Origin of the sequence: Tautonia sp. JC769, assembly GCF_040717455.1 — a bacterium.
Taxonomy (GTDB): Bacteria; Planctomycetota; Planctomycetia; order Isosphaerales; family Isosphaeraceae; genus Tautonia.
In genome coordinates this window covers 126,555-148,913 of the sequence record NZ_JBFEFH010000004.1, presented here as the reverse complement: position 1 = coordinate 148,913, position 22,359 = coordinate 126,555, and the positions used below count along the sequence as shown (strand labels likewise).

Sequence of the window (22,359 nt, the reverse complement as noted above, 5' to 3'; positions counted from 1 at the left end):
AAGATGGCGCTCGACTTCCCCGAGGGGGAGTCTCCACTCCGCCCGCGTCGATCGACACCCGAGACGTCGAACCAAAGAGGGGTCTTCTCATGACGCAGACGATGCGCACCGCCCTGGCGAGCCTGGCTGTCGGGGCCCTGGTGGCCACTTCCGCGAACGCCCAGACCTTGACCGCCGGCATGGACAGGGGGACGCCCGACCTGAAGTCGGCCGGGGCCCTGGCCTTCGGCCCGGATGGGGTCCTGTTCGTCGGCGACTCGGCCGGCGCGGCCGTCTTCGCCATCGCCACGGACGACACCGAATGCGCCTGCGAGGGTGCGATCGAGGCCGCCAAGATCAACGAGCGGATCGCCGCCGAGCTCGGGACCGAGAGCCGCGAGATCCTCATCAACGACCTGGCCGTCAATCCCGCCTCGGGCAAGGCCTACCTCTCGGTCTCGAGGGGCCGAGGGCCGGACGCCGAGCCGGCCATCGTCCGGGTCGAGCCGTCGGGGGTGGTCGAGGTCATGGACCTCTCGGACGTCCCCTTCGCCAAGGCCATGCTGCCGAACCCGCCCGACCCGAACGCCGAGGAGCGCGGCCGGAGCCTCCGCAGCCAGTCGATCACCGACCTGGTCTTCGCCGACGGCCGCCTGTTCGTCGCCGGCCTGTCGAACGAGGAGTTCTCCTCGCGCCTGATGGCCATTCCCGTGCCGTTCCAGGCCGAGGCCGAGTCGGCCAGCCTGGAGATCTACCACGGCGCCCACGGGCGGTTCGAGACCCGGTCGCCGATCCGGACCTTCATCGCCACGCAGCTCCAGGGCGAGCCGTACCTGATGGCCGCCTATACCTGCACGCCTCTGGTGAAGATCCCGATGCAGGAGCTCCAGGCCGGCGCCCACGTGAAGGGGACCACGATTGCCGAGCTGGGCAACCGGAACACCCCGCTCGACATGGTCTCGTACCAGAAGGACGGGCGCGACCTGCTCCTGATCGCCAACTCGGCCCGGGGGGTGATGAAGCTCGACGCCGGCCCGGCCACCTCGATCGAGGGGATCACCACCCGGATCGAGGACACCGCGGGCCTCGATTACGAGACCCTCGGCCAGCTCAACGGCGTCGTCCAGCTCGATCGGCTCGACGACGGCCACGCCCTGATCCTCGTCCAGGACGACAGCGGCGCCCAGGACCTGCAGACGATCGAGCTGCCCTGATTCGCGGGGCAAGCGCCTGCTTCTCGTCCCGAGGCCCGGGGGCCGTTGCCCGGGCCTCGGGACCCTGCTCGCCAATTGCTCGACCGGCCAGGCTCCATCCTTAGCCCTCGACCGTTGAGGACGATCATGACCTGCTGGCTCCCGTTGCTGTTGGGCGTCGCCGGGCTCCCGGGCCCGGTCGGGACCGAGGGGCCGTCGATCCGACTGGCCGAGGACGGGGCGTTCGAGGTCGTCGGGCTTGAGGCGCCTGCGTTGGAACTCCTGGAGGATGACGACCTGCGGCCCGGGTCGCTCTTCTCGGTCGCGGTGATGGGTGCGGATCGCCCGATGCTCGGCCGCCTCCGTGTGGAGTCGGGGCGACTCCGGTTCGAGCCCCGCTACGCGATCAGGCCGGGGACGACCTACCGGGCGACCTTCCGGCCCGGTCTGCTGCCCGGAGGCGACCCGGAGGCAGGGCCGATCGAGGCGGATCTGACGCGCCCCGATCCGGACGCCTCGGCCGAGGCCACCCGGATCGTCGCCGTCTACCCGTCCGGGGACCGGCTGCCGGAGAATCTGCTCCGCTTCTACGTCCAATTCTCGGCGCCGATGAGTCGGGGAGAGGTCTATCACCATCTGGAGCTGACGGGGCCCGACGGCGATCCGGTCCCGTTCCCCTTCCTGGAGCTGGATGAGGAACTCTGGGATCCCTCGGGGACCCGGTTGACCCTGCTCATCGACCCGGGGCGGATCAAGCAGGGGCTCGTCCCTCGGGAGGAGCTGGGGCCGGTTCTGGAATCGGGGCGACGCTACACGCTCCGGATCGGGTCGGACTGGCCGGATGCCGACGGTCGTCCCCTGGCGGGACCGTTCCGCAAGCGCTTTGAAGCGACCCCCGCCGATGAGGTCCCGCCCGAGCCGTCGGACTGGACGATTGAGACGCCCGAGGCCGGGACGCGATCGCCCCTGGTCGTCCGACTGCCCGAGCCGCTCGACCATGCGTTGCTCGGTCGCCTGCTGTCCGTCTCCGATGAAAACGGGAGGTTGCTCGCCGGCCGGGCCGAGGTGGGCGAGGCGGAGACGCGCTGGAGCTTCACGCCGGAGGCACCCTGGCACGCCGGGGGTTATCGCCTGGTGGCCGACACCGACCTGGAAGACCTGGCCGGCAACGGCATCGGCCGGCCGTTCGAGGTCGATGTGTTCGATCGGGTCGAGCCTCGGGTTGAGGCGCGTACGGTGACCGTCCCCTTCGCAGTGACGCCCTGATCGCCGAGGGATGGCATGCGGCTCGCGCCCGATCGCGGCCCCCGGGATCGCGATGTGCCCCGGCCCGATCCGGCCCGGTGATCGAGGGCCGTCGCCCGGCCTGCGTCCGGGGGTTGAGCGGTGCGACACGGTCCTGGACAGGACCGGGAGCGCTTCTGCTGGCGCGGATTGGCCGGGCATGAGGGATTTCGTAACGAGTGATTTTGTAGGAAGTTGTGTCGTTTGAGTCGGGAAATCGGCCGGGTCGAAATGGGTTCGTTCCGTCAGGAGCGCTCCCGGTCACGCCGCAAAGGGGGATCGGGGACGAAGGGCCTTCGTGGCGGGGGGAATCGAGGACGCGGCGAGACCGGGCCGTCCTCATTATCATCAGGATTGGGAGGGCTGAATTGCAGGTTTTTTGGGGATGATCCGGGAACCGATGAGCGGGTCGGGCATGCTTGGAGGGGTGGGTCGGCGGTTGGGTTCGCGCCGAGGCTGGAAGGCCACGCATTGGGCAGAGTGCAACAGAGCCTGTTCCCGGGTCAGCCACCGACGAAAAAAAGAACCCGGCCCGTGTCCGAGGTGTGGGATCGGTCACGGGCCGGGCCGGGGTTGTGGGACGATGAAAGGGAGTGCTCGATCGATGAGGATCAGCGATCAGACGTAGATGCCTTGATCGTTGATGCTCACATCCACGCCCTGTTCGGCGAGGTAGCCGAGGCAGCGGCGGGGGAGGCGGCAGTCGAGCGTGACGCGGTCGTCGTCGGAGTACTCGCGGTGGCGGATCAGGGCGTGCTGCGCCAGGTACGAGAGCACGCGGCCGTCGCCGACGGTGGTCTCGATCCGGGCGTCGAGGGCGTTTTCGTTGAGGGCCTCGCGGACGGCCTGTTCCAGGCGGTCGAGGCCGTCGCCCGAGGCGGCGCTGACGATGATCGAGTCGTCGTGGTGGGCGCGGAGCACGTCGAGGAACGAGCGATCGGGGACGCGATCGGCCTTGTTCAGGACGAGGATCGTGGGATGCTCTCGCAGGCCGATCTCGTCGAGCACGGCGTTGACCGCATTGATCTGGGCCTCGGCCTCGGGGCTGGAGGCGTCGACGACGTGCAGCAGGAGGTCGGCCTGGCGGGCCTCTTCCAAGGTGGCCTTGAAGGAGGCGACGAGGGAGTGGGGCAGGTCCCGGATGAAGCCGACGGTGTCGGACAGCAGGACCTGGCCGCCGCCGGCGAAGTTCCAGCGACGGGTCCGGGTGTCGAGCGTGGCGAAGAGCTTGTCCTCGACCAGCACGCCGGCGCCGGTCAGGGCGTTCATGAGCGTGCTCTTACCGGCGTTGGTGTAGCCGACGAGCGAGACGGTGGGCACGGCGTCGCGTGCGGCGACCTCGCGTTCCTTGCGGGCCTGGATCTTCGAGAGCTTGGCTTTCAGGTCCTGGATGCGCCCCTCGACGAGCCGGCGGTCGGTCTCGAGCTGCTTCTCGCCAGGGCCTCGGACACCGATCCCCCCCTTGTAGCGGGAGAGGTGGGTCCACATCCGCTTGAGGCGCGGCAGGGAGTATTCGAGCTGGGCCAGCTCGACCTGCAGGCGCGACTCGTTGGTGCGGGCGTGAGTGGCGAAGATGTCGAGGATGACCTCGGTGCGGTCGATGACCTTCACACCGAGGGCTTTTTCCAGGTTGCGACCCTGGGCGGGCCCGATGTCGTGGTCGATGACCACGAGGTCGGTCTCCTGGGCCTCGCAAAGCCCCTTGAGTTCGTCGACCTTGCCCGTGCCGATGACGGTGGCGATGTCGACCTGCTGCCGCTTCTGGAGGAGGGAACCGACGACGACCAGGCCCGCCGTCTGGGCCAGCCCACGGATCTCGTCGAGGGGGTCCTCGGGGTTGTACTGCCCGTCGGGCAGCAGGACGCCCACAAGGATGGCCCGTTCGCGGAGATCCTTCCGATCGGTGCTCTTCAGTTCAGTCAAGGCGGCTTCAACCCTCGATGGGGAGTGGAGAGGATACGGTGAGACGGGACGCGCCGTCTCACGCCGTCGGGGAGCCCCATGAGCGGATGCGTGCCGACCGGCAACTCCCCTGCCCGCCGATTCTAGGGCGGCGTGCGAGGTGCCGTCAACGAGCCATGAGTGCCCCGCCACGAGATTGACACAACGGGTCTTCTCCAAGTTCGTCCGAAGGCAGGGAAATGTTCAGTGAATTCGTGCGGGGAGCGACGCGAGAGAGTGCGGAATCGAGCGGATCCGGGGGGCGGATCTGGATGACCTGGCAGAGCCCCCCTCACCCGGCCTGCGGCCACCCTCTCCCCCACAGGGGGCGAGGGTCGGAGTTGGGCTGCCGTGAGATCGTTGCTCACGACATGGGACACAGGGGCGTATCGCGTCAGGTCAATTCGGAGGATCGAGGGGGGACGGGAGGGGCGAAGACGCGGCGGGGGTGGAGGGTGTGGGAGGAGGGATCGAGTTCCGCGAGGGCAAGCAGGGAACCGTCGGGAGAGCGCAATGCGATGGGGCCGGTGTCGCTCAGTGAGGGGAGGCCGTCGGCGGGTGCGGGGATGGCCTGGCCGCGGCAGATGGCGGCGGATTGCTCGGGGGTGAGGAGGAGCTGAGGGCGATCGGCAAGGGCGGCGAGCGGGGGGAGGAGGCGATCGGCGATGGAGTCGAGCGTGATGAGGTCGGGATCGGGAGGGATGGCGTCGTCGACGGAGAAGGGGCCGATGCGGGTCCGGCGGAGGGTGGCGATGAGGCCGCCGCAGCCGAGGGCGTCGCCGAGGTCGCGGGCGATGGAGCGGATGTAAGTCCCGGCGCCGCAATCGACCGAGATCTCCAGGTGGGGCCAGTCGAGGCGGATCAATTCGATGCGATCGATCCGGACGGGACGGGAGGCGAGTTCGACGGCCTTGCCTTCGCGGGCGAGGTCATAGGCCCGCTTCCCCTCGACGCGGAGGGCCGAGTAGGCGGGGGGGAGCTGGTCGATGGTGCCGACCTGGGAGGCCAGCGCGTCGCAGACCTGGGATTCGGAGGGGATGGGGGGATCGAGGGTCGGGGTGATGGTGCCGTCGGCGTCGAGGGTGTCGCTGGTCGCCCCGAGGAGGATGGTGGCGAGGTAGGTCTTGGGCTGGCGCTGGACCTGCTCGATCAAGCGGGTCGCGGGCCCGACGGCGACGACCAGGACGCCGGAGGCCAGGGGGTCGAGCGTGCCGGCGTGGCCGACCTTCGGCTTCGGCTTGCCGAAGGCGCGGAGGACCCGGTTGACCACGTCACGCGAGGTCAGGCCGGTGGGCTTGTCGAGGTTGAGGAATCCGGAGAGCGGAACGTCGGAGCGAGGCACGGAGGGCTCCAGCACGGGGCAGATGGTGGAGAAATCGACGTCCGATCGGGCAGGCAAACGACACTACCCGATTGGATGTCGATGTGAGAATGCGAGCATGGGAGTTGGTCGGACGCTCTGATTACTTGAGTTTGAGCGTGACCGGGAGGGAGATTGACGCGGGGGCGAGGCAAGAACGATCGTCACAGGCCTGGTAGCGGATCGAGAGGGTGAGATCGACGGTGTCGGCCTCGGAGTCATCGGGGATGGTGATGCGGACGACGGGGGTGATGGTGCCCGAGTAGACGGAGATGGGGGCGTCCTGGCCGGCGAGGGTGAGCGGCTCCCCGGGGGGGTAGGTCACGTCGATCAGCGTGGCGGGGGAGTCGTCGGGCAGGCTGATGAGGGTCGGCACGAGGTTGGGGGCACCGGCGGGATTGGCGTTCAGGTGGTACTTCTGGTCGATGGTCAGGGTGATCCGGAGTTCGAACGGCTTGCCGGGGCGGATGGGCTCGTCGGGCACGGTGGCATCGGCGGAGACGACCGCCGGGCGATCGGCCGCCGGGGCGGTGGGATCGGTCGGGAGCCGGAGGCGGCCGGGGGTGAACGGGGCGTCGGCGGCCGCGGCGGGGGCGGCGTCCTCCAGGTCGAGCAGCTCATCGACGGCGACGAGCAACAGCGGCGCCGAGGCGGGCGATCGGCCCATCGACGGGGCGAAGGCGTCGAGGGCGTCGCGGGCGGTGTCGCGGTAGATCGGGTCGCCGGTGAGGCGGGCGAGGGCGAGGAGGTCGCGGATCGCCACGGCGTTCGGGCCGGGGAGGGCGCCGTCGTACGGGTCCTTGACGCGGGCGACGAGGCTCTCGTGGTCGTCGGCCGTGAAGAAGAAGCCGCCGCGGCGGGCGTCGGCGAAGGAGGCGATCATGCGGTCGGCCAGGTCGCGGGCCTGGTCGAGGCGTTCGGGGTCGTCGGTCGCGGCATGAAGGCGCAGGAGGCCGTGGATGAGGAAGGCGTAGTCTTCGAGATAACCCGGCAGGCGGCTGGAGCCATTGCGGAAGGAGCGGAGGAGGTTGCCGTCGTCGTCTCGCAGGGCATCGAGGAGGAAGTCGGCGGCGCGGTTGGCACTCTCGAGATAGCGGGGGTCGTCGAGCACGCGGGCGCCGTCGGCGAAGGCGGCGAGCATCAGGCCGTTCCAGGCGGTCAGGGCGGTGTCGTCGAGGAAGGGGGCCTCGCGGCGGTTGCGGGCGTCGAGGAGTTTCGCCCGGAGCGGGGCGAGGGCGTCCTCGACCTGCTCGGGGGCGAGGCCGAGGGCGACGGCGAGGTCGCCGGGGGTGTCGGGCCGGAGGAGGACGAAGCGGTCGCCCTCGAAGTTCGGTTCGCCGTTCAGGCCGTAGGCGCGGGCGAAGAGATCGAAGGCGGTTTGATCATCGTTCAGGGCGATTTTCACGCCTTCAGGTGTCCAGACGTAAAAGGCACCTTCTTCCCCTTCTGTTTCCGCGTCGAGGGAGGAGGCGAAGCCGCCGTCGGGCAGGGTCATGGCCTCGGCGACGAAGTCGAGGGTGGCGCGGGCCTCGTCGGCCCAGCGGGGGTCGTCGGTCAGCTCATAGGTTTCGAGCAAGACGGAGGCGAGCTGGGCGTTGTCGTAGAGCATCTTCTCGAAGTGGGGGACGGTCCAGGAGCGATCGGTGCTGTAGCGGTGGTAGCCGCCGGCGAGGTGGTCGCGGATGCCCCCCCGGCCGATGCGGTCGAGCGTGGTCAGGACCATCTCTTTCGGATTGGGGAGGGAGCCGGCGGGGGCTCGGCCGCGGCGGGCCTGGTCGATCAGGAAGACGAGGTTGGCCGGCTCGGGGAACTTCGGGCGCTTCGGCTGCTCGGGGTCGAACCCGAAGCCGCCGTACTGGGGGTCGAAGCGGCGGGCGAGGGCATTGAGGCCCTGTTCGGTGAGCTCCCGGGTGAGCGGGACGTCCTCGATGGCCGGGCCGACGTCGGAGAGGCGGCGGACGTAGGCGGTGAGCTGGGTGGCGTCCTGCTCGACCTCGTCGCGGCGGTCGGTCCAGGCCTCGTGGATGGCGTCGAGGACCTGGGGGAAGCTGGGCAGGCCGTCGCGCGGCTGGGGGGGGAAATAGGTGCCGCCGTAGAAGGGGCGGCCGTCGGGCATGAGGAACATGGAGAGGGGCCAGCCGCCGCTGCCGCCGGTGATCCCGAGGAGGGCCGTCATGTAGATCTGGTCGACGTCGGGGCGTTCCTCTCGGTCGACCTTGATGCAGATGAAGTGCTCATTCATGAGTTCGGCGATCGCCTCGTCCTCGAAGCATTCGCGCTCCATCACGTGGCACCAGTAGCAGGAGCGATAGCCGATCGAGAGGAAGATGGGCCTGTCCTGCTGCCGGGCGGCCTCGAAGGCCGCGGGGCCCCAGGGGAACCAGCGGACCGGATTCTCGGCGTGCTGGAGCAGGTAGGGGCTCGATTCGCCGGCGAGGCGATTGGGGCCGTCGTCGGCCCGGAGGGGGCCGGACGCGAGGAGCAGGAGGAGGGAGGCGATCGCGGGAGAGACGGCTCGGGAGGCGTCACGACCGGGAAGGGATGGGGGGGGGGGGAAGGACGATCGCATGGTGGCCTCGCTCGGTGGGATCGCGCGGCGATGGCCCGGCGGGCGGCCGACCGGGCGTTTCGTCGAGAGAAGCCATTGTAATGAGATCGGCGAGGGGAGAGAGAGGGGAGTTGCCGATTCGCGCATGAAGCGACACGCCGGGCCAGAGGGACCGGCGTGTCGATCGGGGGGATTGGCGGGCGATCACTTCGGGGCGTTGGACTCGGAGCGGGCGACCTGGCCCTCGGCGATCCGGACGTGATTGTTGACGCGGACGGCGGCGGTCTCGGGCAGGCCCTCCCAGAAGACATGGACGTCGAAGTTCGCGATGGCCGGGCCGGCTTTCTGGGCCTTCACGGTGACGATGAAGGTGCGGTCGGCCCCGGGGGCGAGGCGGTCGATGGGGGGATCAAACCCGTGATGATAAGGGTTCTCGTCGCTCGTCCTGGCGTTGGGCGGGTCGGTCCGCTCGACGGAGAGCCATTCATTGGTGTAGAAGTCGACGAAGACGTTGGTGGCCTCCTTCGAGCCGATGTTCTTGATCCGGATCTCGAACTCGGTGGAGTCGCCGGCGTCGATCACGGTGTCCTTGCGGGTGACGTCCATGATCTTGACGTCGGGGATGCCCATGACCTCGGTCGTCTTCTGGGAGCGCCGGGTGTCTCGCCCCTCGCGGAAGCCTTCGCAGTGGGCGGCGGCCTCGACGGTGTAGAGGGCGATGCGGTCGAGCCGGATGGGGACGCGGAACTCGCGCGATTCCCCCTTGTCGAGCCGGGGGATGCGCCAGTAGATGCTGTGCAGGCGTTTGTCGGGGTCCTGGCGATACTTGGCGTCTTTCGGGACGTCGGGCACGCCGCTCTCGGGGGCGAAGAGGGCGACGGCCACGTCGGAGGCGTAGCGGGTGCCCTGATTGGTGATGGTCACGGTGTACTCGGCGACGGAGCCGACGGGGCGGCTCTCGGGGCCGACGACGTCGAGGACCAGTTCGGGGACGACGATGTTGACCGGCTTGGCGCTGACCGGGGTGGCGGGGACGACGTCGGGGCTGAGGGCCTCGATCGTGCAGTTCTGCATCCCCTTGCTGTCGGCGAGGACCGTGAGGACGACCGGCCCGAAGACCTCGCCGGGGGCGAGGTCGCCGATCATCTGCTCGAAGCGGGGGGCGTCGGAGAGCTGGCCGTTGTGGTCGTACCCCTTGAGGCCGCCGGTGAGGGTGGCGATCAGGTTGACCTGCCGAGCCGGCCCGGTGCCGTTGTTCCGCACGGTGACGCTGAAGTCGATCTCCGACCCTTTGACCTGGTCGTCGTTCGGGCCGACGAGGTCGATCTTGAGCCTCGGCTCCTGGACGGTCGTGCGCGACTTGGCGGCCATGACCGACGTGACCCGGGGGACGATGTCCATGGGCACGGCCTTCAGGGGCTTGACGGTCAGGTCGATCGACCGGGTGTCGCTCGGGCCGAGGGAGGACCAGCTCCAGATGAGCATCCGGCCGTCCTCGGCCTGCTCGTCGGGCTGGGGGGACGATTCGATGAATTCGAGGCCGTCGGGCAAGGGGAGGCGGACGACCACGTCGAAGGCGTCGTCGCGGCCGTCGTTGCGGAGGGTGATGACGGCCTTCATCGGCAGGTTGATGTTCGACGTCTGCGGCATGGCCACGTCGAGGTTCAGGCCGATCTCGCGGGGGCCCTCGGAGAAGCGGTCGCCCAGGCTCTGCGCCATCGCGCCGAGGTCGTCTCGGGGGGCGGCGGACGTCCGGATCGAGGGGTCGGCCGGCGGCTCGGTCGACGAGAACGGCGGGGGATCGGCCGGGGCGCGGCCGATCAACGACCCGCCGCCGTTGCCGGCGGGAGCCGGGGGGGGAGACGGGGCCGGGTCCGGGTTCGGCAGGGCCTCGGCCTCCCTCGGCGTCGGCGGGTCGAAGACGGGGGCCTCGGCGGGTGTCTCGGGCGGTCCCTGGGCCTCGGGAGCGGTCATCGTCCCGGCGAAGAACGGGTCGTCGTCGGGGGGGCCGAGGTCGGCCGGGGGGTCGTCGGGGGCCTCGAAGGCCGGCGCTCCGCCGAGGTCGGTCGGCGCGAACGGGTCGTCGCCGGCGGGGGGCTCGCCGACCTCGGGGTCAGGCAGGGCGTCTTCGGGGGGATCCGGTTGGTCGAATTCGATGCCCGGGTCGGCCGGAGGCGGCCCGGGGGCGAAGACATCCTCGACCTGGGCGGCCTCGGTTGCAGGCAGGGCGGTGTCGGCCTCGATCGTCGGCAGATCCTCGAACTGGACGGTGGCCGGGACGATCGGGGTGTCGAGGGGCAGCTCGTGCTCGACCGGCGGCTGGGCCTCGGGCAGGTCGGGGGCGTCGCCGGGGCCGAAGGGCATCGCGTCGGCGAGGTTCGGGAGGTCGGGGGGCGACTCCCGGTCGGGGTCGATCGCATCGGGATCGGCCACGGGAGGGGGAGTCAGGCCGTCGATGCCGACGCCGGCGGGCAGGTCGAGCGATCGGGGGGAGGCGACCGCGGGAGGCCCGATGTCCTCGCTGCCGGGCAGTTGCGGCAGCCCGTCGCCGGCGAGGGCCGTTCCGGGGTCGGCGACGCGGGGGGGCGGGACCCGGCCCGTCGCGGGGTCGTCCGCCCCGGCCATCGAGGCGGGGCTGGCCACGCGAGGCGGTTCGGGCTGCGCATCGTCCCGGGTCGACGACGACTCGGGGGGCGGCGTCCTGGCGACCTCGGGCGGTTGCTGGGCGGCCTGGCCGGTGACGAAATGCACGCCAACGGTCAGCCCGAGCGAGATCACCGCGGCAATCGACATCCGCAGGGGCATGCCTGCGCTCCCCATCCTTGGGAACTGTGCTCGAACGGGCTGGTCACCGTTCTCCGAGCGGGTCGGCCACCACCGGGCCATGGTTTCGCCTCCCACTCCCTGGGAGTCGTCCCGATCCGAAGGCTCCGTCGATCGACGGACGAGACGGGTCTCGATCGGCCCGGGACGCTCCCGGCGCCGACTCGGCGGACCCGTCCGATCGGGCCGCCCCCCGTCGCGGCGCGTGATGCCCCGCGGGTCGGTTGATACCAGAAGCCCGGGGGGCGGGGAACCCCAGTTTGCTCGGAATGGACCGTTGCCCCGGCGTTGAATCATCTCCTGCTTCAGCCGGCCCGGGGGGGCCGCCTCCTCGACCCCCGGGGGCGACAGAAAGGTCACGGCTCGCCAGGAGCTTGGCGGGGATTCCCTCGGGATCACGCGCCGTTCGATTTGCAGGATTTCTCGATAACCTCTTTCCCGGAAAAGGCTTTACGGAGATGAAGCCTTGCCGGGGATGGGCACTGGCATAGCCGGTGCGATCAGACCGACGCCGCCAAATCGGGCGAGGATCGGGGACGCGAATCGAACGCCTCGAAACCGTTTGGAGACGCGTCACCACCACCCGAGCGGCACGAGTGGGATGGAATCGAGCCGAGGAGCTTCGGCCGCCCCGGGCTCGACCGAGACGGGACGGCGCGGGGCGGAGGAACGCCCCTCGGCCCGACGATCCCGATGCAGTTCAACCCCTTGAGTGAGGACACTCCGATGCGATTGAATCTGAAGACCCTGAGCCTCGTGGGCGCCCTGGTGGCCGGCGGGCTGGTCGTGCTGGGGTCGCCGACCCCCGCGGCGGCGCAGTTCGGCCCCGGCTTCGGCCACCGGCCGGGGTTCGGGATCGGGCCGGGCGGCGGCTTCGGCGGGATCAGCGTGAATGTGGGGATCGGCCGGACCTCGCACGTGGCGCCGGGCGGTTGCCACCTCGGGTGCAAGTCGGCCTGCGGCCACGTGCGCCCGCCCCGGTTCTGCCCGCCGCCGGTCCCTCCCGTGTGCGGGGTCCCCGGTTACGGCTACGGCTATGGCAAATCGGTCTACCGGGAATACCGGACCGGTTACGGCGTCCCCGGTCACGTCGGGTTCCCGGGACGGGGCGGCCACGGCCGGTTCCCCGGTTATGGCCGACACCCCGGTTACGGCTGGTGATCGGCTGCCGTCGTTGACCGCCCTCGGAAGGACCCGAGGCGGGCCGACTGGATGTTCATGTTCCTCAAGGAAGGGATGAGGGGCGATCGGTCCGGGGCACGGAGGCCTCGGATCGGTGACCCGAGCCGCCGGGCTCGCCCTCCCCGGGAATCCCGGGGATAGGCCACACCGAACAGGAGAATCCGGTGACGATCTTCCGCCCCCGCGGCTGTGCGGCCGATTCAGGGACGATCCGCTTCCTCACGCGACCCGGCGGACTGAAAGCGCCTGACGTCGGGGTGCATGGTGTAGAGGACCCACCCGTCAGGTTCCTCGACGAAGATGCCGCTCGATCGATTGTCGGCGATGATCGGGTTGCCGGCGAATTTCTCCCAGTGGATCAGGTCGGTCGACCGCGCGAGGCAGGTGGTCCAGTCGCGCCAGGGTCGATGGGCGTTGGCGTGGTAGATGCCGTAGTAGACGCCGTCGACCTCGATGATCTGGTTCAGGGCGACGGCGGTCTGATCGTAGGGCTCGGGGCCGAGGGGGATGACCGGATCGTCCTGCACGTTGGTCCAGACGCGCAGATCGGTTGACTTGGCGAGCCAGACCCCCTGATCCCCTCGCTCGTAGAAGAGGTGCCAGATCCCGTCCTTGACGAGGACCGTGGGCGTGCCGTACGGGCCCGGGGGGATCGGCTCGCCGTCGGTCAGGCGGACGTCGAGCGGCCCCTGTCGCGTCCAATCGATCCCGTCGCGAGAGACCAGCAGGTGGGCGACATCGTCTTTGCCCTCGGCGAACATGTAATACAGGTCGCCCTGGCGGAGGACGAACATGTCCTCGATCCAGTGCTCGGTGTTGATCGGGTTCCGAGGGTCTCGGGTCCAGGTCATGCCGTCGGGCGACGTGGCATGGCCGAGGAACCGGTTCGGGGATCGATCCTCGTTGTAGCCGGTGTACCAGAGGCGATACAGGCCGTCGTCCTCCCTCCTGATCCATCCCCGTTCCCTGATCTTCGCGTCCCAGGCCTCCCCCCCTGCCCCTTCGAACACCGGGTTGACCTCGACCGGCTCCCAGTCAACGAGCCAGCCCGGGAACCCCTGCGCCTCGACTTGCGCCTCCTGCGCCGACGCCCAGCCGCCCCCCAGCACCAATACCCCGGCCAGCACTGCCCATCGGAAGACGCGACTCATGCCTGATCCCTCTTCGGTGTCGTTCGGGGTCGTCCTCTCGGACCCGATCGCCTCGACCCTCGTCCCTTCGGGTGCCGTGGACGAACCTTTCGCGCCCGACGGCGGGCACCGACGGAAGGCACCCGGGCGATTCGGTATCGGCTCGTTGGAACCGGGACCTCTCTCCGCTTTCGATCCCCAGGGCCGACACCCTACCCCCCTGCCCTCCCCTTCGCAACCGTTGAGATCCGTCACCCGGCCCCTGATCCTGAGCCTCCCCGGGCGGTCGACTCTTGAGCCTGAGGCCGGAATGCGGTACAGTCCTCTTGCTCAAGGGGCGGTAGCTCAATTGGGAGAGCGCAGCGTTCGCAATGCTGAGGTTGAGGGTTCGATCCCCTTCCGCTCCACTCTTAACTCATTGCAGCACAAACAGTTGCGGCAACAAATCCCACTAAAGAATTAAAAGATTGCTGCTTCGGTGGCACTGAAATGGGGTTGATTTAGCTTCTAAACCCCAGCCCGGCCTAGACTTCCGGTGGCAGTGAAACGACGGCCTGCCTGATCGCCAGTTCATCGGACTGGGTGATCGGGGACAGGCCGTTGAGCTTACGCCAGACGGTGCTATGGTGCCAGTCGAGGAGGCGGGCGAGCTTCGATTGCCCGCCCGTGCCTCGCTCGTCGTTGAGCGAGTCGCAGACGGCCCGCAGTTCGGCGGGGTTCATCCTCCGAGGATTTCCGCCTTCAGTTCATCTCTCAAATCGGAATAGCTCTGTTCGCCATCGGGATTGAGGGAATCCCCGTACCAATCCCAATTGTCCACTCCACCGGCCTCAAGCATGTCGAGCTTTAGCTCAGCGCATTTCAAGCGACGATAATACTCTTCTTTGGTGATCTCCATAAGTACTCCTTCGTTAACCAGGCATCATCGCCCGTGCGGATGGAGGTTATTGCAAATTGCAATAGCGCGCAAGCACTATTTACACCCAAGGACTGCTATAGAGCACCCGACGCATCGCCCTCATGGCGAACTCGGCCATGCTCGCAAGCTCTTGCTCATGCGTTTCCGGGCTTGCCAGAATATCGGCATCGTCCCACGGGTCGTCGATATGCACCCAGCGATTCCGATAGAGGCGGAGGCGGTGCAGATCGGGCCGGAGGTCGGCTTCGATGTCTGCCCCATCAATCAGATCAACCAAGCGTGCCTTCGCTCTCTGCCCGGACTCGGCCCGCAGGTGCGTCTCGATGGCAGCCACCGCCGTGAGTAGGGCGGCGAGGTTCGCGCCCTTCGCAAACGCAGTATCCGCTTCCTTTGTGATGAAAGAGCACCATTCTGAAAGGATCACCCCGCCGAGCAGCAACTCATCATCCAACTGCACCAAGTAATCCCATCGTTCATCCTCAGTCATGCTCTTATCATCCTGATGCGGGTTTCAGTTGTTCCTCAATGCTTGCGATTTCAGTCTCAATGCCGTTCAGCCAATCTCGCGCTTCCCGAAGATGTCTGGTATCGTAATCCTTGTCGAATTCTCTGTCGTAAGCGGCTTGTGCGCGGGGATGCTGTTCCTTCAACTCTCTTAACCGACTCTCCAACCGTTCGCGATACTCTTGGTCCATTCGATCACTCCTGTAGGTCGGGCCACCGGAGGTTGGCACGCCGCCCGTCTAAGCGACTGGGTATTCTACCAAGGTCTTCTCTTATTGGCGTAGATGGGGTAACTCCCGAGTTTCAGTGCCACGGCACCAAAACTATGCGAAAACACCGAAAAACAAGGGAAATCGCGAGAAACGCCGGAATCGGATTGTCGCCCCAGAATCACTATAAACCATTGTGGAGATACGACTTGAGGCATTCGAGAGCTTTTCGTTCGCAATGCTGAGGTTGAGGGTTCGATCCCCTTCCGCTCCACTGCTCGATCGGGTTGTTTCGAGCGTGTTGTTCCCGGACGGTGAAGTCCGGTGGTGAATGGAGAGCAATGGTCGTTGGGTTGCGTCGTGAGGGCGGCCAGCGACCATCACAAATCGTGTTGCCACCCGAAAACGGCCAAGCCGTCGGGTGAGGCATGGTGAGGGCGCGGACGCTCAATGAGAGGGGCGGGGGGCGCTCGTTGAAGGGGTCGAGGCTGACCGGGGGGTGTAGGGGCGGACGACGGGTCGGGGGTCGTCCTGCGACAGGGTGATGAGGGAGTTGAGGGGGAGGGATTCGCCGGGATAGGTGGAGGTGGTGCCGTCGGGCCAGCGGATGAGCAGGGACGTGATCGAGTCGGCGGGGCCGAGGCCGAAGTGGAGGGCGGTGTCGGAGGCGGCCATGAAGCTGCCGCCGTGGCGGACGGTGGCGACCGAGGTGGTCTCGCCGGCGCGAAGCTCGGCGATGGCGCCGATGGCGCCGAGGTTCGGAGGGGAACCGACGAGCCGGAGCGTGACCGAGGGGCCGAGGTGCTGAGCCTCGTTGATCAGGACGCGGAGCGGGCCGTCGATCGTGGTCATGACGAGGTCGAGGTCGCCGTCGAGGTCGAGGTCGCCCACGGCGAGGGAGCGACCGGAGCGGAGTTCGTCCAGGTTGAGGCCCCACGCAACGGTCCTGTCCTCGAAGCGTAGCCCGCCGGCGTTGCGCAGGAGGATGGGGGGCTGGTCGTAACGCTCGGTCGGCCCGACGGGATAGACGTGGCCGTTGGCCTGGAAGAGGTCGGGGCGGCCGTCGTGGTCGAAGTCGGCGAGCACGATGCCCCAGCCGACGTAGAGGATGGTGGTGATCGCGTCGGACGACTGCCGGGAGATGTCGGAGAAGATCTGCCCGTCGTGGTTGAGCAGCAGTCGGGTCCCTTCCTTGTGGAAGTTGCTGTAGGCGAGGTCGAGCCAGCCGTCGCCGTCGAGGTCGGCCAGGTCGACCCCCATGCTCCCCTCGGCCCGGCCCATCTCGCCGACGGCCAGCCCGACGAGCTGCCCTTCCTCGCGGAAGTGGCCGCCGTCGTTGCGGAAGAACTCGTTGGGCTGGGTGTCGTTGGTCACGAAGAGGTCGAGGTCGCCGTCGTGGTCGAGGTCGGCGAAGATGGCACCCATGCCCTTGCCGTCGGGGCTGAGCAGGCCGACGGACTCGGTTACGTCCTCGAAGGTGCCGTCGCCTCGGTTGCGCCAGAGGACGTCGGGCTCGCCGCGGAGCGACTCCGGGCCGGCGAAGACCGGGACGGATCGGCCGCGATAGCCGACGAGCGGGGGAGGGTCGGCCGCATCGACGGAGACATAGTTGGTGACGTAGAGATCCGGCCAGCCGTCGCCGTCGAAGTCGCCCCAGGTGGCCGCGACTCCCCAGTACGGGTCGTGGCCGAGGCCCGACTCGATCGTCACGTCGCGGAACGTGCCGTTCCCCTGGTTCTGCCAGAGGATGTCGGGGCCGTGCTGGGCGACGAAGAGGTCGAGGTCGCCGTCGGCGTCGTAGTCGGCGACGGCGACCCCCTGCGCCCATCCCCGGGCGATCAGGCCCGATTGCGAGGTGACGTCGACCCAGCGTCCCGGGCCGTCGTTCCGGAACAGCCACGGGCCGCCGCTCGAGACGACCTCGCCATCGACGACCCGGCTCCCGGACGCCACGAAGATGTCCAGGTCGCCGTCCTGATCCATGTCGAAGAGGGCCACGCCCACCCCGAGCGAGTCGAGGATCGACCGCTTCTCCGGGGTCCCGCAGGTCGTCACCACGTCGAGGCCGAATTCCGGGGCTCGATCGACGAACCACGGCCCGGAGGCGGGGCGGCTCGGCGCCGGTGGCGGCGACTCGGACGAGGGGCCGGCCAGCGAGGTCGAGCCTTCGCGACAGCCCGCGGCGAGGAGCAGGAGCGACACGGCGAGACTTGCCAGCGCCCGGCGGTCGAGGTCCCCGCGGCGAGGGGTGAGGGCCGGTGACCGAGGCAGGATTCGGGGCCGCATGGGCACGCTCTCGGGGCGGGTCCTGTCAGCGAGGGGACGTTCTCCCGGTCGGGGCCGAGGCCGGAGCCGTGGTCAGTCGAGCTCCAGGTCGATGACCTGGCGATCCTCGGTCACGTCGACCTCGAGCGGGGTCGTCTGCTCGCTCCCGTACTTCTGCTGGATGGCCCGGCGATCCTCGGTGGTGAGCCCCTCGACGTCGCCGATCGACCCATCGATGCTCGTGGGATTGAAGACGACGTAGACCTTGTGGTGACCGACCTTGGCCCCCTTGTAGTCGGCGTTGTACTCCAGCTCGTAGTTCCCCTGGGAGTCGGTGATGCCCCAGCTCGGCCGCCCGTCGGTCGGCATGTAGTTGACGGTGAGGTTCGGGACCGGCTTGCCGCCTCGCGTCACCTGCCCGGTGACCCGTGCGATCTCCGGGGCATCGGGATCGCCGCAGCCGATCAGCAGGAGCGGGGCGAGGAGGAGCGCAATCGCAGACGAAGATCGAGCGAACGTGCAATTGTTCATGTTCAGGAGTACCCGAATCGATGAGGAGGTCGGAAGGGCCCACGCGCGGCAACTCCCGATTTCGGTCGGGGTTGCCGGCGTGGGCACGAATCAGGGATGCGGTCCGAGCCTCTCGCGTCTAAGAAGGCGCGCGAGGCTCGGTGTGGACGGCCTGGCGGGCAAATCGCGGCAGATCAGTACGAGTCTGCCGAGATCACCTCGTTGCCACTCCGGGTGAACAGGGCTCGATATGTTTGGAAGTTCACATGTTCCTTGAGGAAGGCGACGTGCCCGTCGACGAAGGCGACCATCACGCCGCCCGGATGCCGGCCGAAGGCTCCCCGCGAATTCGGGTAGGTCGAGTTCGGGGGGAAGGGGTTGCCGTTGTGCTCGGCGGCGGTCACGTAGCCCTGGGAGACGTGGTGGACCCAGAGGAACTGGTTGCTGCCGGTATTCAAGGGGACCCAGCCGTGGTTGCCGTTGTGGGCCTTCTCGGTGTAGAGGATGGTGTTGCTGGTGCCGTCGCGGATCTCGGACATCTTGACATACATGTTCATGGCGCCCATGCCGTCGCCGACGGACTGGCGCTGGGCCTGGGTCCGGGTCCGTTCGGGGCAGCAGAGGCCGGTCCCGCCGTTGATGGCGTAGTCCTTGAACTGGCTCTCGGGCTGGACCCGGTCGACCGAGGGGCAGACGAAGGCATTGGGCATCGCCCCGGCGGCGGTCGAGTTGGCCGGGCTGCCGGCCGGACCGCGCTCGTTGCTGGGGCCCGCCCAGCCGGAGACCTCGGGGACGGTGAACGCGAATGCGGGGAGGGCGATGTTAATCGCGTTGTAGACGTTCGTCCCCTCGACGTAAGGGAGGATGGCGGCGGCCCAGCTGTAGCTGCCCCAGGGGCAGCAATTGCTGCTCGGGTCGTGCCAGTCGGTCGGAGAGGGGAAGGTGTTGGGGTCGAGCCAGTCGGGCGAGTAGTTGCCCGCGGGGAAGGCGCCGTTGGTGTCGTGATAGTTGTGCGAGGCGAGGGCGAGTTGCTTGAGATTATTGGTGCATTGGGCACGCCGGGCTGCCTCGCGCGCCGCCTGCACGGCCGGCAGCAGCAAGGCGATCAGGACGCCGATAATGGCGATGACCACCAGCAACTCGATCAGGGTGAAGCCGGGCCTTCGAATCGGGGAGTGTCGCATGAAATCGATCTCCTTGGGGAGCGAATTCGTCCGTTCGGTCGCTCGTGATTCGGGAGCCGACGTGGGATGGGGTCATCGATCGGGCTCACGCCGACCCAACTCGAAATGGCGGTGATCTGCCCCGTCGGATGGGGGCACGACTGTGGGGTCGGGCCGAGTCGCGGGCGCACGATCCACGCAGACCCGGTCCGACAGGTTTACCTGCTCGGTTGGATGGACGCGCCATTCAACCCCGAGACGATACGTTCAGAGATGTTGATAGAACTTTCGACCCCAAGGCTAATAAACGGGTTTATTTCCCCCGAGTCAAGGAAATTATTCCCTGGGTTCGCTTAATTCGCTTATAAATTACGCAACGGATTCCCGAGATTGAGAGTGGCCGCCGGGGGATGCCGATGCCGAGCAGATCTGCATATGCAAGACGATTCCTCTGGGTCGCCCTCGCGCTCGTGCCCATCGCGCTGGGGGTGACCTGGTTCGCGCGGGGAGCGTCGGCCCGTCGGGAGCTGGCCGCGGCGAAGCGGCACCTTGAGCAGGGGGAGCGTCGCGAGGCCCTGGATCGGCTCAGGCGGTTGGCGGGTCGGGGAGTCGGCGAGGGGGAGGCGGCGTACCTCCTCGGGATCTGCGAACTCCAGGAAGGTCGTTACGACGCCGCGCTGGCGGCGTGGGAGCGGGTCCCGCCCGCTTCGACGTATGCCGGTCCGGCCCTGACGCGTAGGGCGGCCGTCGCGTTGGAGCGGGGAGCCTTCGATCGGGGGGAACGGTTGCTTCGGGACGCTCGGGATCATCGGGGTCTCCACGAGGCCGAGGCTCGGGAGATGCTCGGCCGGATCTACCGCTTCCAGGATCGCCGCTCCGAGGCCCGTGCGTTGCTCCGCGAGGCCCTGGTCGACGGCACCGATCCCCTCCGGGTAGTGCGGGACTTCTGGTTGCTCGATGCCGAGTCGGTCCCGCTGGAACGCACCCGAGCGATGTTCGAGGAGGCCCGGCGCGATCACCCCGAGGATCCTCGCGTCCGACTCGGATTGGCGAATCTCTCGCTGAGGGGCGGCCGGACGGAGGAGGCGGGGCGTCTCCTGGAGGCCTGTCTCGAGGCCTCCCCGGAGGACGTCCCCACCTGGCGAGGCCGGTTGGATTGGGCTCGGGCCTCCGGCGATCCGAGCGAGGCACGGCGGGCGCTCGAGCACCTCCCGGGGGACGCATTCGAGCCGGCCGAGCTGCTGGAGCTTGAGGCCTGGTTCGCGGCCCAATCGCGTGATCATTCGCGTGAGCGTTCCGCGTTGACGAACCTGATCGATTGGGTGCCCGGCCATCCCGAGGCGCTCGATCGCCTGGCGGAGCTGGCGATCGAGGGGGGGGATGCCGAACAGGCGGCCGACCTGCGGCGGCGGAAGGCCGAGCTCGATCAGGCACGCGATGTGTACGGGAGACGCTTCCACCTCGGCGACGACGAGTTGGCCCCCCTGGCTCGCAAGATGGCCGAGCTGGCCGAGACGCTCGGCCGTTGGGATGAAGCCACCGCCTGGTGGATGGCCGTGATCCGGCGCGAGCCGGGTGCCCTCGACGCTCGGGAGGCGCTGGCACGGGTCGACGCGGCCGTTCGCGAGCGGGCGAACGAGCGGATTGCCAGCAACCCCGGGGCGATGGCGGTCGATCTCGTCGCAACGGGACGAGCAAACGAATCGTCATCCCCTCAGCCTTCGAGTGTCGGATTGATCCCGACCTTCTCGGATGAGGCGTCGGCGATCGGCCTCGATTTCCGGTTCGAAGCCGGTCATTCGCCGCATCGTCACCTCCCGGAGACGATGTCCGGGGGAGTCGGGCTGATCGACTACGACGGAGACGGGTGGATCGATGTGTATCTTCCGCAAGGGGGCGGTTTCCCCCCGGGGGACGCGTCGGGCGGGGCCGGCGACGTGCTCTTCCGGAACCGAGGGGATGGCACCTTCGAGGACGTGACGACGGCCGCCGGCTTCCCCGGTTCCGGGAGCGGCTACGGGCATGGGGTCGCGGTCGGGGATTACGACAATGATGGATTCCCCGACCTGTTCGTGACCCGATACGACTCCTATGAGCTCTGGCGGAATCGGGGGGACGGCCGCTTCGAGGATGTCACCGCGGCGACCGGGCTCGACGGGCCGGCCGAGTGGCCCACGTCGGCGGCCTGGGCGGATCTCGATGGCGACGGCGATCTCGACCTCTATGTCTGCCATTACTTGAAGTGGGACGAGTCGAATCCTCGTTTATGCGTCGATGACGAGACCGGCGAACCGACCTATTGCGAGCCGCTGCTCTTCGAGGCTGTCCCCGATCGGCTCTACCGGAACGATGGGGGGACGTTTGTCGATGTGACGGCTGAAGCCGGGATCGTCGGGCGGGATGGCCGGGGCCTCGGGGTGGTGGCGGCCGACCTCGATGGCGACGACCTGCTCGACCTTTATGTGGCCAATGACATGACGGGCAATTTCCTGTTCATCAATCGCGGGGGACTTCGGTTCGAGGAGGTCGGCGAGCTGTCCGGGGTGGCGTCGAATGCCGACGGAGGCTACCAGGCAGGCATGGGGATCGCTTGTGCCGATGTCGACGGGGACGGGCGGCCCGACCTGGCCGTGACCAATTTCTACGGCGAGGGGACGACCCTCTATCGGAATCTGGGTGGTGGTTCGTTCGTCGACGCCTCGGCCGCGTTCGGGATGGCCCCAACTCGGTACCTGCTCGGATTCGGGGTCGCGTTCCTGGATGTGAACAACGACGGGCATCTCGATCTCGTCTCGGCGAATGGGATGGTCAACGACTCCCGACCGCTCTATCCCTATGCCATGCCCACGCAACTGATGCTCGGGGGGCCGTCCGGCCGATTGACCGAGGTGACCGAGCGCGCGGGCCTCCCCTGGACCATGCCCCGAGTCGGCCGAGGCCTGGCGGTCGGTGACCTGAACAACGACGGATGGCTCGACCTGATCCTGGTCCCCCAGGACGGCCCGCTCGCCTGTTTCCGCAACCGGCCCGAAGGACACCATTTCCTCACCCTCCGCCTGGAGGGTTCGGTTTCGCCTCGAGACGCCACCGGCGCCCGGGTCGAGGTCGTCCAGGGGACTCACCGCCAGGTCGCCTGGAGGCTCGGGGGGCAGAGCTATCTGTCGTCGCACGATCCTCGGCTGCATTTCGGACTCGGAACCGATGGGTCGCCCGTGTCGGTGGAGGTCGCCTGGCCATCGGGCCAGGTCGACCGCTTTCGCGAACTCGCGATCGACACCGGATATCTGCTCCAGGAAGGGGACGCGAACCCCTCCCCGCTCGCCGGATTTGATCCGAGGTGACCGAAGGC

At 68.2% G+C, this 22,359-nt stretch carries 16 protein-coding genes and 1 tRNA gene; 5 read left to right on the top strand and 12 right to left on the bottom strand.

Annotated elements, in window-relative coordinates; genetic code table 11:
• Positions 1-89 precede the first annotated feature (89 nt).
• Together AB1L88_RS06040 and AB1L88_RS06035 are read left to right on the top strand one after the other, a co-directional pair.
• A complete protein-coding gene (locus AB1L88_RS06040) occupies positions 90-1,193 on the top strand; it encodes a hypothetical protein (protein WP_367095736.1) in 1,104 nt (367 codons plus the stop codon).
• Between the two features lie 126 nt (positions 1,194-1,319).
• Entirely contained in the window at positions 1,320-2,438 is a 1,119-nt protein-coding gene (locus AB1L88_RS06035; RefSeq protein WP_367095735.1) for a hypothetical protein, read from the top strand.
• 636 nt (positions 2,439-3,074) lie between these two features.
• On the opposite strand, the gene hflX is transcribed toward AB1L88_RS06035, so the two are convergent.
• The 4 genes from hflX to AB1L88_RS06015 form a co-directional block, all read right to left on the bottom strand.
• Positions 3,075-4,379 carry a GTPase HflX gene (gene hflX, locus AB1L88_RS06030; protein WP_367095734.1) on the bottom strand — a complete coding sequence of 435 codons (1,305 nt, stop codon included), beginning with the start codon at positions 4,377-4,379 and terminating at the stop codon, positions 3,075-3,077.
• A 412-nt stretch (positions 4,380-4,791) separates the two neighbouring features.
• Positions 4,792-5,739, bottom strand: a complete 948-nt coding sequence (gene truB, locus AB1L88_RS06025; protein ID WP_367095733.1) for a tRNA pseudouridine(55) synthase TruB — start codon at positions 5,737-5,739, stop codon at positions 4,792-4,794.
• 121 nt (positions 5,740-5,860) lie between these two features.
• On the bottom strand, positions 5,861-8,326 hold the full coding sequence (locus AB1L88_RS06020) for a DUF255 domain-containing protein (protein WP_367095732.1): 2,466 nt from the start codon (positions 8,324-8,326) through the stop codon (positions 5,861-5,863).
• 183 nt (positions 8,327-8,509) lie between these two features.
• The gene (locus tag AB1L88_RS06015; protein WP_367095731.1) at positions 8,510-11,110 is read right to left on the bottom strand and encodes a hypothetical protein; all 2,601 of its coding nucleotides are present in this window, start codon (positions 11,108-11,110) and stop codon (positions 8,510-8,512) included.
• A 744-nt stretch (positions 11,111-11,854) separates the two neighbouring features.
• Between AB1L88_RS06015 and AB1L88_RS06010 the strand changes: the two genes are divergently transcribed.
• Positions 11,855-12,289 carry a hypothetical protein gene (locus AB1L88_RS06010; protein WP_367095730.1) on the top strand — a complete coding sequence of 145 codons (435 nt, stop codon included), beginning with the start codon at positions 11,855-11,857 and terminating at the stop codon, positions 12,287-12,289.
• A gap of 221 nt (positions 12,290-12,510) precedes the next feature.
• Here the strand turns inward: AB1L88_RS06010 and AB1L88_RS06005 are convergent, their stop codons facing one another.
• The gene (locus AB1L88_RS06005) at positions 12,511-13,461 is read right to left on the bottom strand and encodes a glycosylase (protein WP_367095729.1); all 951 of its coding nucleotides are present in this window, start codon (positions 13,459-13,461) and stop codon (positions 12,511-12,513) included.
• Positions 13,462-13,774: 313 nt separating this feature from the next.
• Between AB1L88_RS06005 and AB1L88_RS06000 the strand changes: the two genes are divergently transcribed.
• Positions 13,775-13,847 (top strand) — tRNA-Ala (locus AB1L88_RS06000).
• Positions 13,848-13,964: 117 nt separating this feature from the next.
• On the opposite strand, the gene AB1L88_RS05995 is transcribed toward AB1L88_RS06000, so the two are convergent.
• From AB1L88_RS05995 to AB1L88_RS05965, 7 genes are all read right to left on the bottom strand, one after another.
• Positions 13,965-14,162, bottom strand: coding sequence for a hypothetical protein (locus AB1L88_RS05995; protein WP_367095728.1), 198 nt, complete (start codon positions 14,160-14,162; stop codon positions 13,965-13,967).
• Entirely contained in the window at positions 14,159-14,338 is a 180-nt protein-coding gene (locus AB1L88_RS05990) for a hypothetical protein (protein ID WP_367095727.1), read from the bottom strand. Before AB1L88_RS05990 ends, AB1L88_RS05995 begins: the two co-directional genes overlap by 4 nt.
• 79 nt (positions 14,339-14,417) lie before the next feature.
• Positions 14,418-14,846 carry a hypothetical protein gene (locus AB1L88_RS05985; protein WP_367095726.1) on the bottom strand — a complete coding sequence of 143 codons (429 nt, stop codon included), beginning with the start codon at positions 14,844-14,846 and terminating at the stop codon, positions 14,418-14,420.
• A 7-nt stretch (positions 14,847-14,853) separates the two neighbouring features.
• Positions 14,854-15,054, bottom strand: a complete 201-nt coding sequence (locus AB1L88_RS05980; RefSeq protein WP_367095725.1) for a hypothetical protein — start codon at positions 15,052-15,054, stop codon at positions 14,854-14,856.
• Between the two features lie 465 nt (positions 15,055-15,519).
• The gene (locus tag AB1L88_RS05975; RefSeq protein ID WP_367095724.1) at positions 15,520-17,358 is read right to left on the bottom strand and encodes a CRTAC1 family protein; all 1,839 of its coding nucleotides are present in this window, start codon (positions 17,356-17,358) and stop codon (positions 15,520-15,522) included.
• Positions 17,359-17,430: 72 nt separating this feature from the next.
• A complete protein-coding gene (locus tag AB1L88_RS05970) occupies positions 17,431-17,868 on the bottom strand; it encodes a hypothetical protein (protein WP_367095723.1) in 438 nt (145 codons plus the stop codon).
• A gap of 173 nt (positions 17,869-18,041) precedes the next feature.
• Complete coding sequence (locus AB1L88_RS05965) at positions 18,042-19,031, bottom strand: DUF1559 domain-containing protein (protein WP_367095722.1); 990 nt, start codon at positions 19,029-19,031, stop codon at positions 18,042-18,044.
• Between the two features lie 395 nt (positions 19,032-19,426).
• On the opposite strand from AB1L88_RS05965, the gene AB1L88_RS05960 reads away from it, so the two are divergent.
• Positions 19,427-22,351: an FG-GAP-like repeat-containing protein gene (locus AB1L88_RS05960; protein WP_367095721.1), complete on the top strand. Its 2,925-nt coding sequence runs from the start codon at positions 19,427-19,429 to the stop codon at positions 22,349-22,351.
• Positions 22,352-22,359 lie beyond the last annotated feature (8 nt).

What these genes read in the sequence shown, in the direction of transcription:
- AB1L88_RS05965 (WP_367095722.1), bottom strand. Translation starts at nt 19,031, where the DNA reads ATGCGACACTCCCCGATTCGAAGGCCCGGCTTCACCCTGATCGAGTTG.
- AB1L88_RS05985 (WP_367095726.1), bottom strand. Translation starts at nt 14,846, where the DNA reads ATGACTGAGGATGAACGATGGGATTACTTGGTGCAGTTGGATGATGAG.
- AB1L88_RS06005 (WP_367095729.1), bottom strand. Translation starts at nt 13,461, where the DNA reads ATGAGTCGCGTCTTCCGATGGGCAGTGCTGGCCGGGGTATTGGTGCTG.
- AB1L88_RS05975 (WP_367095724.1), bottom strand. Translation starts at nt 17,358, where the DNA reads ATGCGGCCCCGAATCCTGCCTCGGTCACCGGCCCTCACCCCTCGCCGC.
- AB1L88_RS06040 (WP_367095736.1), top strand. Translation starts at nt 90, where the DNA reads ATGACGCAGACGATGCGCACCGCCCTGGCGAGCCTGGCTGTCGGGGCC.
- AB1L88_RS06015 (WP_367095731.1), bottom strand. Translation starts at nt 11,110, where the DNA reads ATGCCCCTGCGGATGTCGATTGCCGCGGTGATCTCGCTCGGGCTGACC.
- AB1L88_RS05995 (WP_367095728.1), bottom strand. Translation starts at nt 14,162, where the DNA reads ATGAACCCCGCCGAACTGCGGGCCGTCTGCGACTCGCTCAACGACGAG.
- AB1L88_RS05960 (WP_367095721.1), top strand. Translation starts at nt 19,427, where the DNA reads ATGCCGAGCAGATCTGCATATGCAAGACGATTCCTCTGGGTCGCCCTC.
- AB1L88_RS05990 (WP_367095727.1), bottom strand. Translation starts at nt 14,338, where the DNA reads ATGGAGATCACCAAAGAAGAGTATTATCGTCGCTTGAAATGCGCTGAG.
- AB1L88_RS05980 (WP_367095725.1), bottom strand. Translation starts at nt 15,054, where the DNA reads ATGGACCAAGAGTATCGCGAACGGTTGGAGAGTCGGTTAAGAGAGTTG.
- AB1L88_RS06035 (WP_367095735.1), top strand. Translation starts at nt 1,320, where the DNA reads ATGACCTGCTGGCTCCCGTTGCTGTTGGGCGTCGCCGGGCTCCCGGGC.
- AB1L88_RS06010 (WP_367095730.1), top strand. Translation starts at nt 11,855, where the DNA reads ATGCGATTGAATCTGAAGACCCTGAGCCTCGTGGGCGCCCTGGTGGCC.
- AB1L88_RS05970 (WP_367095723.1), bottom strand. Translation starts at nt 17,868, where the DNA reads ATGAACAATTGCACGTTCGCTCGATCTTCGTCTGCGATTGCGCTCCTC.
- AB1L88_RS06020 (WP_367095732.1), bottom strand. Translation starts at nt 8,326, where the DNA reads ATGCGATCGTCCTTCCCCCCCCCCCCATCCCTTCCCGGTCGTGACGCC.